This is a genomic window from Blautia argi (genome assembly GCF_003287895.1).
Taxonomy (GTDB): Bacteria; Bacillota; Clostridia; order Lachnospirales; family Lachnospiraceae; genus Blautia; species Blautia argi.
This window is the reverse complement of the sequence record NZ_CP030280.1, coordinates 1,661,852-1,674,640: the sequence shown is the minus strand read 5'-3', so window position 1 is coordinate 1,674,640 and position 12,789 is coordinate 1,661,852. Positions and strand designations below refer to the sequence as shown.

Annotated in this window: 13 protein-coding genes, 1 other RNA gene and 1 other annotated feature; of the genes, 2 read left to right on the top strand and 12 right to left on the bottom strand. The window is 41.6% G+C overall.

Annotated features, from left to right (window positions below; translation table 11 throughout):
• Positions 1 to 14: 14 nt before the first annotated feature.
• The 3 genes from DQQ01_RS16485 to DQQ01_RS08205 all read right to left on the bottom strand — a co-directional run bounded on the left by DQQ01_RS16485 (position 15) and on the right by DQQ01_RS08205 (position 717).
• Entirely contained in the window at positions 15 to 134 is a 120-nt protein-coding gene (locus tag DQQ01_RS16485; protein WP_242980261.1) for a site-specific DNA-methyltransferase, read from the bottom strand.
• Between the two features lie 82 nt (positions 135 to 216).
• A complete protein-coding gene (locus tag DQQ01_RS16480; RefSeq protein ID WP_242980260.1) occupies positions 217 to 483 on the bottom strand; it encodes a hypothetical protein in 267 nt (88 codons plus the stop codon).
• Between the two features lie 3 nt (positions 484 to 486).
• The gene (locus DQQ01_RS08205) at positions 487 to 717 is read right to left on the bottom strand and encodes a helix-turn-helix domain-containing protein (RefSeq protein WP_111919619.1); all 231 of its coding nucleotides are present in this window, start codon (positions 715 to 717) and stop codon (positions 487 to 489) included.
• 359 nt (positions 718 to 1,076) lie between these two features.
• Between DQQ01_RS08205 and DQQ01_RS16080 the strand changes: the two genes are divergently transcribed.
• Together DQQ01_RS16080 and DQQ01_RS16475 are read left to right on the top strand one after the other, a co-directional pair.
• Positions 1,077 to 2,096, top strand: coding sequence for a recombinase family protein (locus DQQ01_RS16080; RefSeq protein ID WP_242980259.1), 1,020 nt, complete (start codon positions 1,077 to 1,079; stop codon positions 2,094 to 2,096).
• Entirely contained in the window at positions 2,093 to 2,389 is a 297-nt protein-coding gene (locus tag DQQ01_RS16475; RefSeq protein ID WP_242980258.1) for a DUF4368 domain-containing protein, read from the top strand. The genes DQQ01_RS16080 and DQQ01_RS16475 overlap by 4 nt, the downstream gene beginning before the upstream one ends.
• 85 nt (positions 2,390 to 2,474) lie before the next feature.
• Here the strand turns inward: DQQ01_RS16475 and queA are convergent, their stop codons facing one another.
• The 9 genes from queA to DQQ01_RS08145 form a co-directional block, all read right to left on the bottom strand.
• Complete coding sequence (queA, locus tag DQQ01_RS08185; RefSeq protein ID WP_111919617.1) at positions 2,475 to 3,500, bottom strand: tRNA preQ1(34) S-adenosylmethionine ribosyltransferase-isomerase QueA; 1,026 nt, start codon at positions 3,498 to 3,500, stop codon at positions 2,475 to 2,477.
• Positions 3,501 to 3,564: 64 nt separating this feature from the next.
• Positions 3,565 to 4,176 carry a histidine phosphatase family protein gene (locus tag DQQ01_RS08180; RefSeq protein WP_111919616.1) on the bottom strand — a complete coding sequence of 204 codons (612 nt, stop codon included), beginning with the start codon at positions 4,174 to 4,176 and terminating at the stop codon, positions 3,565 to 3,567.
• Between the two features lie 13 nt (positions 4,177 to 4,189).
• Positions 4,190 to 6,607, bottom strand: coding sequence for a phenylalanine--tRNA ligase subunit beta (gene pheT / locus DQQ01_RS08175; protein WP_111919615.1), 2,418 nt, complete (start codon positions 6,605 to 6,607; stop codon positions 4,190 to 4,192).
• A 14-nt stretch (positions 6,608 to 6,621) separates the two neighbouring features.
• Positions 6,622 to 7,641: a phenylalanine--tRNA ligase subunit alpha gene (gene pheS, locus DQQ01_RS08170; protein WP_111920870.1), complete on the bottom strand. Its 1,020-nt coding sequence runs from the start codon at positions 7,639 to 7,641 to the stop codon at positions 6,622 to 6,624.
• Positions 7,642 to 7,708: 67 nt separating this feature from the next.
• Positions 7,709 to 7,955, bottom strand: a binding site (T-box leader).
• A 39-nt stretch (positions 7,956 to 7,994) separates the two neighbouring features.
• A complete protein-coding gene (locus DQQ01_RS08165) occupies positions 7,995 to 8,924 on the bottom strand; it encodes a YihY/virulence factor BrkB family protein (protein ID WP_111919614.1) in 930 nt (309 codons plus the stop codon).
• A gap of 47 nt (positions 8,925 to 8,971) precedes the next feature.
• Positions 8,972 to 10,543: a SpoIID/LytB domain-containing protein gene (locus tag DQQ01_RS08160; RefSeq protein ID WP_242980257.1), complete on the bottom strand. Its 1,572-nt coding sequence runs from the start codon at positions 10,541 to 10,543 to the stop codon at positions 8,972 to 8,974.
• 40 nt (positions 10,544 to 10,583) lie between these two features.
• The gene (locus tag DQQ01_RS08155) at positions 10,584 to 11,648 is read right to left on the bottom strand and encodes an aldose epimerase family protein (protein ID WP_111919613.1); all 1,065 of its coding nucleotides are present in this window, start codon (positions 11,646 to 11,648) and stop codon (positions 10,584 to 10,586) included.
• A gap of 95 nt (positions 11,649 to 11,743) precedes the next feature.
• Positions 11,744 to 11,926, bottom strand: a non-coding RNA gene (ssrS, locus tag DQQ01_RS08150) — 6S RNA.
• Positions 11,927 to 12,005: 79 nt separating this feature from the next.
• Positions 12,006 to 12,785, bottom strand: a complete 780-nt coding sequence (locus DQQ01_RS08145; protein WP_111919612.1) for an HD domain-containing protein — start codon at positions 12,783 to 12,785, stop codon at positions 12,006 to 12,008.
• Positions 12,786 to 12,789 lie beyond the last annotated feature (4 nt).

The window sequence follows — 12,789 nt, the reverse complement described above, 5'->3', positions numbered from 1 at the left end:
AGAATTCTCTTTGCTTATTCTTCATCAATACTTAGTTTTATTGCCAGTTCTTCTGTTGTAAAATTGAAATTGTCATTATATACAAATCCGTCAGAACCTGTATTATATGGCGGATCAATGTAAATACACTTCACTGCTCCTTGATAACTTTTCAATAATTGTTTTAGACCATCTAGATTATCTCCAGAGATATAGATGTTTTCACTATTTTTATTTTCAGGTTTTATTATTGTGTTCTTCGTCTGGAACGATAACAGTAGTTGTGTCCACTGATGCTAGTAAACGAGCATAATTTTTTCCAAGGAATTTTAACTCATAACCCTCATTGCTTATAGTAAGTTTATCACTCAAATATTCTTTAAATCTATCGATATCAAAACTACCATCTACATTAAAACAAGCAGGAAAATTTTCTTTCAATACTTCCATTTGTTTTGTGTTAGGTAGAATGGCATCATTTGAATTCATTATATCTTTAATCATTTTTTATTTAACCTCCACTGTGTAGTCAAGCCATGCTTCTTCTAAATCTTGATATTCAATATCATTTCTAAGACAAAACTCTTTTATATTCTTCATTGCAGTAAGATTCGGTTTAGCTCTACCGCCTTCCCATCTATTTACAGTAGAAAATGCCACCTGAACTTCTTTAGCAAATTCACTTTGTGTCAGGAAACATCGTTGTCTTAGTTTCTTTATTTCTTCTGGGAATCCCATATAGCATCTCCTTTTCTAAAATATAACATTAATATAGCGTTATTATAACATATCTTAACAAGTTTTTCTACTCTTGTATCCCATCTGTAGCATCGCAGGTGGGATTTTTTTATTTCTTTTTTGCCTAATAAAAGTTTTTTGTTAAGGGGGGGGGTAAAATTCGAGGTCTTTTCTTTGCCTGTTACTTGTAAGGGAAAAAGAATTTTAAAAAAGCCGGAATTTAAGTCTTCAAATCCCCTTAGTAAGTTAGAAGGACAGAAAAAATATCCGCTCAAACCTTAAAACTATCTCCAGTGGGAAGGTGTAAGGCAAGAACAGGCGTCCTTTCACCAACGAAAATAAAGGAGGACTCAAAACCAATGAATTTAGAAAACATACCCACATATCTAAAAGAACATGGTTCTTGGTGTAACTGGAAATATGAGAAAAGAAAATCCAGTATGACCAAAGTCCCATACAACCCTAAAACCGGTAATTATGCATCGGTTAAAAATCCAAATACCTTCATAGATTTTAATACTGCTGTGGTTGTAATGGATAACTACGATGGAATCGGCATTCGTGTAGATGGAAAGATTATCGCTATTGACTTAGATCACTGTATTGAAAAAGGAAAAGTTAAATCGTGGGCATCGGAAATCGTATCTCGTTTTAGAAGTACATATATAGAAAAAAGTCCCAGTGGTACAGGACTTCGAATCATTCTTTTTGTGGCTGACGGATACACCTATGACAAGAATACCTATTACATCAAAAAAGGCAATGTTGAAGTCTATGTGTCCGGTGCTACTAATCGTTTTGTAACTATTACAGGTGATGCATATTTCAAAAACGAAATCACAGAGGATATGGATGCTCTAAAGTGGCTTTTAGAAAAATATATGAAACGAAAGAGTCCCAAGAACTCCATCAAACAAACAGAAGAAAGAACAGTTTCATCTATCCTATCCAGAAGAGAATATCTTGGACACACTGTGAATTTCAAAACTAGGACAAAGTCATTTAAATCAAAGAAAAAAATTAAAAATGATCCTTCACAGTGGCAGATATTCGAAAATACACATGAGGCAATTATAAGTCAAGACACTTTTGATACAGTACAGCGTATTCGTGATGGTAGACGAAGACCTACGCCGTTAGGTGAAATGCCTATATTATCCGGAATGGTATATTGTGCAGATTGTGGTTCTAAATTGTATCAGGTCAGATGTAAAGGTTGTCCACACGAAAAGGAATACATGGTGTGTTCAAAGTATCGTAAAAAAGGGAAAGAGACTTGTACCTCTCATCAAATTAGGAATGTAGAAATTGAAGCTGCACTGCTTTATACCATCCAACAAGTTACTGCAAAGGTAAAATCAGCGATGACCGTTTTATGAAAATGACAGCTACATATGAAGCTGAACAGAATCAATTAAAAGAACGTATAGCAGAACTTGAAGCGATTATTACTGCCGCCAAAGAAAAATCAGCGAATGTTGATAGTTTTCTTGAAATCGTACATACCTACACTGATATTCAGGAGCTAAATGCAGAAATCATCAGAACCTTTATTGAAAAGGTATATGTGTATCAATCAGAAAAGTTATGGTCACGCAATACTAAGAAACTAAAAATCGTATTCAATTTTATTGGAGAATTAGAAATCCCATCTAACGTAAAAACGGCATAGCCGCTATTAACGACTATGCCGTTTTTTTACAGGTCACTAAAATCCCTTAGTTCGGATTCCAAAAAGCGACCCCTTTTTACCTTTATTATTCTATCATCATGGCATCGCCAAAGCTGAAAAAGCGATATTTTTCCTTCACTGCTTCCTCATATGCTGCCATAATATGCTCTTTCCCTGCCAAGGCTGAAACCAGCATCAGCAAGGTAGATTCCGGCAAATGGAAATTTGTAATCAATGCGTCAATCATCTTAAACTGATATCCCGGATAAATGAAAATTTCTGTCCAGCCGCTCTTTGCCTGGAGTATACCGTTTTCATCTGTTGCTGATTCTAAAGTCCGGCAGCTTGTAGTTCCCACTGAAATCACTCTTCCGCCGTTTTTCTTTGTATCATTAATAAGCTTTGCCTGGTCTTCCTCTACCACATAAAATTCCGAATGCATATGGTGCTTCTCCACATCATCAACCTTCACTGGACGGAAGGTTCCAAGACCCACGTGAAGGGTTACATGTGCAATATTTACACCCATATCCCGGATCTGCCCCAACAACTCCTTTGTAAAATGCAGACCCGCTGTAGGCGCTGCTGCACTCCCTTCGTTTTTGGCATACACAGTCTGATAGCGTTCCTTGTCCTGAAGTTTATGGGTAATGTAAGGAGGCAGGGGCATTTCGCCCAGCTTATCTAAAATTTCTTCAAAAATGCCCTCATAAGAAAACTGAATCAAACGGTTCCCTTCTTCTACAATATCCAGAACCTCCCCTATCAGAAGTCCATCTCCGAAGCTGATTTTGGTCCCCGGTTTTGCTTTTTTTCCGGGCTTTACCAGAGTTTCCCAGACATTATTTTCTTTTCTTTTCAGTAAAAGAATCTCAATTCCAGCATCTGTCCCCACCTTGCGTCCGTAAAGACGGGCAGGAATTACCCTGGTGTCGTTAATAACCAGACAATCTCCTGGTTTTAAGTATTTCAAAATATGCTTAAAATCTGTATGCTCTGTCTTTCCTGTTTTTTTATCCAAATGCATTAATCTGGAAGAAGACCTGTCCAAAAGAGGGTCCTGTGCAATCAGTTCTTCCGGTAAATCATAGTAAAAATCTGCTGTTCTCATAATGTACTTCCCTTCTTTTATCATAAGAAAAGACTGCTACACTGCAGTCTTTTCTGAATCTCGCTTAAAACATATTATAATATACCACATCTTCAGCTAGAAGTATAGCCTTGTTTTCTTTTATCTCTACGATATTCACACAGCAATTGGGAGGTACACAGCCATGCCAGAAGTTTTTCAGACTGGTATCTTTGTATACATTCTGCAAAAGCGCCCGAACTATACAGCCATGGGCTGTGACTAAAATAGTTTTCTCCTGCAAATCCTCTCTGGCGGAAAACTCTTCCCAGAAATCTCTTGCCCGTTCACAGGCTTCTGTTAATTCCTCTCCTCCTTCTGGCGCGCGATACTGCTCTGTATGGTGAAAGAAATTGTTCAGCATCTCCTGAGGCAGAAGAGCAGATTCTCTGCCCTCCCACTCTCCAAAAGAGATTTCACGAATTCTTGCGTCCTCATAAATCGGCACCTGACGGTCTTTCAAAATGTAAAGAGCCGTGTCCTTTGCCCGTTTTAAGGGACTGGTAAAGCAACAGTCAAAAGGGACATCTTTTAAAGCCTCTGCCGTAAGCTTTGCCATTTGGATTCCTTTTTCATTTAATTCTGTATCCGACACTCCCTGCAACCTTTTCTGTACATTCCACGCTGTTTCTCCATGGCGGATTATATATACTTTCATGGACTTGCTCCTTTTATTTACGCAGTTCGATTCCCAGTCCTTCCAGACCGTTGAGAATTTTTTTCATAGCTGCATTTACATCTGCGTCTTCCAGTGTTCTGTCCTTTGCACGGAAGGTTACTGAATAAGCAATGGACTTGTATCCACTCTTAATCTGACTTCCCTCATAAATATCGAAGAGCTGATAGCTTTCCAGAATCTTGCCGCCTCTCTGGGCAATAATCTGTTCAATCTGTCCTGCCAGAATTTCTTTTGGCACAACCATACTGATGTCACGGCTGACTGCCGGGAATTTGGCAATGCCTTCATATTTCCGGTCAAAGGTTGCATATTCCAGAATCGCCGGAATATCCAGCACCGCAACATAAGCCTTTTCTCCGATGCCGTAAGAAGCTGCTACAGTTGGGTGAACCTCTCCCATGTAACCAATCACGGTTCCATCATAGAGAATTTCTGCCTGGCGTCCTGGGTGCAGGAACGGTTTGCCTGCGTTTGGATTGTATTCTTCTTTTTTGTGCATACCGATTTTATCCAGGAATTCTTCTACCACACCTTTCATGGAGAAGAAATCGCCTGCGCCATACATACCCAGAGTGAACATCATGCGTTCCTCCGGCAGCTCAGTAAGAGGAAGGCTCTTTGGAAGATAAATATTCCCCAGTTCATACAAACGCACGTCTTTATTTCTTCTCTTATAATTGGTTCCCAGAGAAGTCAGCATACCGTTTAAGGAAATGGTTCTCATAATGCTGAAGTCCTCACCCAGAGGATTGGAAATTACAATAGCGTTTCTCAGACCGTCATTTTCCGGAATCAGCAGTTTGTCAAATACCTTGGGACTTTCAAAGGAATAGCAATATCCCTGTGAAAAACCGTTAAATTCCGCCATATCTCTTGCTACCTGCTCAATACGCAGCTTAAACGGAAGTTTTCCTGTGGTTGCTTCTCCTTTTGGCAGGGTGGTAGGAATGTTATCATAGCCGTAGAAACGAGCTACTTCCTCTGCAATATCTGCCATGCGGAAAATATCATGACGGAAGGTTGGCGCAACAATTTCATTAGTCGCTTCATCATAAGCAAGTTCCACTTTTGCCAGATAGTCTAACATCTGCTCTTTTGTCAAATCTGTTCCCAGAAGGTCATTGATTTTTTCAGGTTCAAAAGCCACTCTTACAGGCTCTTTTTTCTTGGAATAGACATCAACCATACCGCCTACAACTTCACCGCAGCCAAGCTCTTCAATTAACTGACAGGCTCTGTCAATGGCAGCCTGGGCATTGTTGGGGTCTAAACCTTTTTCAAATTTGCCGGAAGCATCTGTACGAAGTCCCACCTTTTTGCTGGAAAGACGAATGTTTACACCATCAAAGCAGGCAGCTTCCAGAAGAACGGTAGAAGCATTTTCTGTAATCATGGAATTTTCACCACCCATGATTCCCGCAATCCCTACCGGTTTCTTTCCGTCGCAAATCATCAGAACAGAATCATCTAAGGTTCTTTCCTGGCCGTCCAGGGTCACGAATTTCTCATCTTTTTCGGCACGGCGTACTACGATTTCCTGCCCTTCAATGGTTGCCATATCATAGGCATGCATAGGCTGTCCGAATTCTTCCATAACGTAATTGGTAATATCCACAAAATTATTAATCGGGCGGATTCCATTGACAGCCAGACATCTCTGCAGCCATTTCGGAGAAGGTCCGATTTTTACGTTTTTCACCACTCTTGCGCAGTAACGGGAACATAAGTCTGTATCCTCCACGCGAACTTTAATGTAATCATGGGCATCTTCACTGTTTCCTTTTACCTCTACAACAGGAGGACAGAATTTCTTTCCGAAAGTAGCTGCTGCCTCTCTTGCAATACCAATGACACTGTAGCAGTCTACACGGTTTGAAGTGATTTCATATTCAAAAACTACGTCATCTAAGCCAAGGGCATGAATGGCGCTGCTTCCCACCTCTGCATCTTCCGGAAAAATATAGATTCCGTTTTCCGGAGCTTCAGGATAAAACTCTGTGGTGGAACCCAACTCTTCAATGGAGCACATCATACCACAAGATTCTATGCCTCTTAATTTTCCTGTTTTGATTTTAATACCACCAGGTGTTTTTTTGCCGTCATGACCGCCAGCTACACGTCCGCCGTCCAACACAACCGGAACCTTGTCCCCTTCTTTTACATTTGGCGCACCGGTAACAATCTGAATGGTTTCTGTCCCGATATTTACCTGACAGATAATCAGTTTATCTGCGTCTGGGTGTCGTTCGATTTTCCCAATCTGTCCGATTACAATTTTTTCCAAATCTGCGTCCAGCTCTTCAAAGCCTTCCACCTTTGTTCCTGATAAAGTCATTGCATCAGTGTATTCCTGAGCAGTCACGTCCAAATCAGGTACATATTTTTTAATCCATGATAAAGATGTATTCATTCTTCTCTCTCCTCCTAGAACTGACGTAAGAATCTTGTGTCATTTTCATACAGCAGACGCATATCGTCAATTTCATATTTCAACAGTGCGATACGCTCCAGTCCCACACCAAAGGCAAAACCTGTGTATTCTTCCGGGTCAATGCCGCACATTTCCAGTACATGAGGGTGTACCATACCACAGCCCAGAATTTCAATCCAGCCGGAACCTTTACAGAAACGACAGCCCTTTCCGCCACATTTAAAACAGGAAACATCGACTTCTGCACTTGGCTCTGTAAACGGGAAATGATGAGGACGGAATTTGGTCTTTGTTTCCGGTCCGAACAGTTCTTTGGCAAATTCTTCCAGAGTTCCCTTTAAATCTGCAAAAGTAATGTGTTTGTCAATCACAAGTCCTTCAATCTGGTGGAAAGAAGGAGAATGGGTTGCATCTACCTCGTCAGAACGGAATACCCTTCCCGGTGCAATCATACGGATAGGCAGTTTTCCTTCTTCCATCACACGAGCCTGTACCGGAGAAGTCTGGGTACGAAGCACAATGTTCTTGTTGATATAAAAGGTATCCTGCTCGTCCTTTGCCGGGTGTCCTTCCGGAATATTCAGCTTCTCAAAGTTGTACAGATCATATTCCACTTCCGGTCCTTCCACAACTTCATAGCCCATGCCAATAAAAATTCTTTCCACTTCTTCAAGGGCAATGGTATTGGGGTGTCTGTGTCCAACTTCCATTTTTTTTGCAGGAAGAGTAACGTCAATGACCTCATCTTTCAATTTCTGTTCTAAGGCCGCTGCTTCCAGTTTCTTTTTGCTGTCTTCTAAAAGCTGCTCGATTTCTGCTCTTGCCTCATTTACCCACTGTCCAACCTTTGGTCTGTCTTCCGCAGCAACATCTTTCATACCTTTTAATACGGCTGTCAGCTCTCCTTTTTTTCCTAAAAATGCAACGCGCACTTCATTCAATTTGTCAAGACTGTCAGATTCCTGAATACGCTGGCGGGCATCAGCCTGAATACGCTGTAATTTTTCTTTCATGATATTCTCCTTTTCTTTCTGGTAAAAAACAAAGAAATTTCCTATAAAGTAAAAAAGCCCCGTCCCCAAAAGGGACGAAGCAGATTTCCGTGGTACCACCCTTGTTCCTGCCATAGATAAAGCAGGCACTCAAATCTGTTTAACGCACAGTCACGTCATCTCTTACTTTCTCCTCTGCTCTTGCAGATGCGGGTTTCAGAAATGCAACTCCGGTGGGAACTTCAATATCTGTCTGAACTGAGAAGAGCTTTCAACCGATGACTCTTCCTCTCTGGCAGGAAACAAATATCTACTTACACTTTCCTTGTCTTTTTCATATCTGTCCTATATTGTATCTACTTTCCTCTCCTCTGTCAAGAATTTCTTTTTTCTTTTTCCTCCTCTGCGTCTTCCTCCTCAACTTCCGGTCTTGTAAGCTGATAATATTCCCTTCTCACAGCTTCTTTGGCTGTATCATGAATCCAACGGAACTTTTCTTCAAAATAATGGTTGACCTGTGCACCCATCATAACGAACATCATACAAAAATAAAGCCACAAAAGCACTAAAACAATAGTAGTCATGCTCCCGTACATATTGGCTGCTCCGTTGTAAACATCAATATAAATAGAAAAGCAAAAGGAAAACCCGGACCAGAAAAGAGAAGATAATACTGCCCCTGGAAACTGGCTCCAAAAGGTGGCTTTTCTATTAGGAATAAATTTATACAAAAGTAAAAATACCATACACAGAGTAAGCAGGGTAATCACCACACGCATGCCGATAATCATGGATACCAGCCTATCCAGAAACGGCAAATGCCTGCTCAGTTCCCTTTGCAGACTGTTTCCAAATACCTGCAAAGTCAGTGTCAGTACAATGGCAAGCATAAACGCCAGTGTATAAAATACCGACCGGATTCTCGTCATCAGATAATTACGGGTTTCCTCTACCTGATAAATACAGTTAAAGCCATTAGTTAATGCCTGTATTCCTTTTCCGGCAGACCACATGGCAATCACTGCAGAAACCGGCACAACACCCAGAGATTTTTCATATACCTCATTGACAATCCCCCGAATAAAGCTGTCAAAGTTTTCAGGGCAGACCTGCATCACAGCCTGAATCACCTCATCTCTTGTAAGAGGCGTGTATTTTACAGAGGTCATCAAAAGAAGCATAAAGGGAATAAAGGAAAGTATAAGAAAATAAGCAGCCTGGGCGGCATAGGCTGTGGTATGATTTTTGTTCATACTGTTTATGAAACCTTTTATGGTTTCCACTACTTTTCTGAAACCCTTCATAACGGCTCCTCTCTGTTTCTCATTCCTGCACAATTTCGCCAATTATATCATGAATTTCCCTGCTTGACAACCTGCGCCAGATTTCCTATCTCTATGTCTTTATAAAAATAAGTGAGAATTTCCTCCCAGCTTTTTCCAGATTTCGCCATGCCTCTGGCGCCGTTCTGACTCATGCCCACTCCGTGCCCATAGCCTCCCCCTTCTATTCGCCAGCCTAAAAGCGTGTTGTCTGTGCCGCGTTCCTCCTTCATGTCAAAATAGGCGCTAGGCAAAAGAGCGCTCCCTTTTACTTCAGAGCCGTCCTGGCGAACAATCGTTTCGCCCACAGGAGCCAGAAGGGTACGTATGTCATATTCACTGCTGTAGACTTTTACCCCTTTATCTGTATACACAGCCAGCCTCTGTACAGCTTCTCCTTCTCCCTTTTCCTGTATTTCCAGTTTTTCCACTGTCTGAACCCCCGGATAGGTCTGCTGTATATGTTCCAGAATGGATTCTCTTTTCACAGAAACTGTCCACTGATACCAGGGTTCTTCTGCATCATAACTACATTCCACACTTTGAAGATAAGAAGAAGGGGCTGATGCTTCCCAGACCTCGTCTGTACTGGTTTTCCCATGAGAAGTAGAAAAATAATAGGCACAGATAGGAGCGCCGTTATTCAATAAAATTTTTCCTGCCGTATCTCTTACTGCCCTACTGCTGCTCTCTGCTTCCGGGCTGTTCTGGTATACCTGAAATCCCACACTATCATCTACCTGTGCCCCTAAATCCGCCAGCTTGCTTTCCTGCATCTGCACACTGGCATACGTTCTGGCACAGACTGCCTGGGCTTTTAATGCCTCTTCCGGATAAGACGCCGGCATTTCGCTTGGAACTACCCCGCAGAGATAATTCTCCAGGGGCAGGGTATTTACCAGACGAAGTCCCTCCTTGTCCCTGTATACGGTAAGACTGCCGCGATACAGAGGATTTCCCTGCCCCCTGTTCAGGGACAGCACCTGAATCCGGCAGTCCGCCTCTAACGGCATCAGGCTTAGACTGCCTTTTGCAAGCTCCGGGCTGTCTGCCTGAAGATTCAAAGTTTCCCGGTCTGCCATTTGCCGCTTTTCTGCTCCCTGCAACTCATAAGCTCCCTGCACCTTCAAGGAAACTTTTTCATGATAATAGCTTTTATATCCGTCTGTCATAAGCAACACCTGAATCACAGGTCCTGATCCGTAGGATTCCTGGTTCTTATCTGTCTGCGTTTCTGATACTGCTTCCACAGCTTTTGTTGCAGAAACCTCACCTTTTTTTGGCTCTTCTTCGTTTTTTTTATCTGTAATATCCGTTTGATCCATTTTTTCTTCTGCATTTTCAAACCTTGGAGGCTGAAATTTCACACCTGCGCTTGCCCATTCATTCTCCTTTTTGGCATACTCCTTCAGGACTTCTTTTCTGGCATCTGCCTTTCTCTCTCCCGCCTTTCCTGCACACCACACAATCAAAATCCCTGCCAGAGCTGCTGCAATAATCAGGAGCTTCCATTTTAATTTTTCTTTCCAATTCATAATTATAATATATGCCCGGATTTTCTTTTCCATACACAAAGAAGCTGTTCCGGAAAAAGCCTGCAAAATATGCTCTGCTTTCCACGAAACAGCTTTCTTCTATCACTTATTTTTCTGTTGAAAATTTATATACGGTTACCGTGTCATACTTATCTCCTGCTTTTAATACGGAAGTCTGGAAAGACGGCTGGTTGCAGGCGTCTGGATAGTACTGGGTTTCCATACAGAAGCCTCCGCGTTTTTCATAGACGCAGCCTTCCTTACCGCTTTCTTTTTCAATAAAATTGCCGATATAAAACTGCATGCCCGGAAGGTCTGTAAAGACCTCCATCTCAATGCCGGATTCCTGGCAGACAACCTTTGCCGCTTTTTTCAGCTCGCCTTTTTCACGGCAGAGCGCATAGTTATGGTCATAACCTCCCAAAAGCTTCAACTGCTCGAAGTCAGCCTCCACATCCTGTCCGATGGTCTTAGGGCTGGTAAAATCCATAGGGGTTCCCACTACAGAAAGAAGTTCTCCTGTGGGAATGGCTTCACTGTCTTTAACCGGTGTGTATTCCGGTGCGTAAATCTCTACTACATGCTTCAGCATGGCCTCTCTTCCTGCTGCATGTCCTGCCAGATTGAAATAGGAATGGTTTGTCATGTTGACGACTGTATCTGCATCTGCACTTCCCTCATAATGCAGTACAATTTCATTTTCATCTGTCAGCTCATAAGTGACATAACAGGTATAATTGCCTGGAAAGCCCTGATCCCCGTCCGGACTTAAAAGACCAAAAGTTATACTGTTTTTCTCTTCCTTGATTTCTGTAACATTCCATACACGGGTGCGATACCAATTCGGGCCGCTATGTAAATTATTCTTATTGTCATTTACTGCAAGCTGATATTCTTTTCCATTAATGGTAAATTTGGCGTCCTTAATACGGTTTCCGTTTCTTCCCACAACAGCACCAAAATGTCCCGGATTATTGTAATAGCCTTCTGCATCGTCATAACCCAGTACCACATCTCTTCTCACTCCCTGCCTGTCCGGTACCAATACCTTTACCAGCGTTGCCCCAAAATCTGTGACTGCAATACTCATCCGATTTTTATTCGTCATTTCATATAAAAAAACCTCCCGGTTGTCCAGGCTTTTTCCGAATAACTGTTTCTGAATCCCCATACTTCTCTACCTGCTTTCCTGCTGTATTTTCTATAGTTCTCATAGGCTGCATTTTCCTACGAAATGAAAAAAACCCTTTTCAGGGTTCTCTTTTTATTTATCCCAGAGTGCCGTTTCCCATCTTCTGACTCCTAGCTTATGCTAGGTGGGCAACCGCAGCTGCTCTTCTGTCTTCCGCTGCATAATGACGGCCTGACATCTAAGACAGCAATGTAGGAATCCCGTTTAAAGTAATGTAGGTTCAAAATAAATGGGAGCCTCGAACACCCCAGGACTTTTTTCATATTGTTATTATACTCTAGTATATGAAATATTTCAACAAAAATACGAGGAATATCACAGAAAAATTTAACATTTTTATGCTCTGCTTTTCTCCTCCAGATAATCCAGGCACAATTTTCTGATTTCTTCCATGCGTACTCTGGTTTCCTGTTGTGCATATTCCATACGGTCAATATTATGATTAATATAATCATGCTCTTTGATAAAACAAAAGCTGGAAGGAAAATTCAAATCAAAAAGAAACGCAAGATAGGAAATCCACATATCCAGGTGTGTGGTTCTCTCCCCACGTAAAATGCAGCGATGGGCTCTGACAGCCTCCAAAATGTTCTCAGAAACTGTTTCCTGCTCCACAACCTCCTTTGATACATCAAAGTGAGCCTCCAGACTCTCGGTTGCCTTTACTCGGAAATTATCCAGCTTATCTGCATCCCGGATAATTTGACAGTGCAGCAAAATTCTTTTATCTGCAATTTCAGGCAGGGCATATAGAGAATGATATGCAATAGCACTGCGGATTATCTCATCATATTCTTCTGTTTCTATAAATCTGCGAATCATACCCTCTTCAAAAAGCACCTGCACACCGAAATCCGCATGATTCATAATATTATCATCATAGCTGTTGTATTTTTTCAGCTGCTCAAATCTTCCGATATCGTGAAGCAGGGCAATAAGCAGCGCCAGACTTGTATCCTCCTGGGAAAATCCTTCCCGTCTGCAGATATAACCTGCTGCATCAACCACACAAAAAGTATGAATCCGCTTTAATTTGATTTTCTCATCTTGCTGGTCATAGGCTTTCAAGTAATCCCGAAAATTTTTCTTTGCATACTCCAGGTCAATTTTTCCCATATTC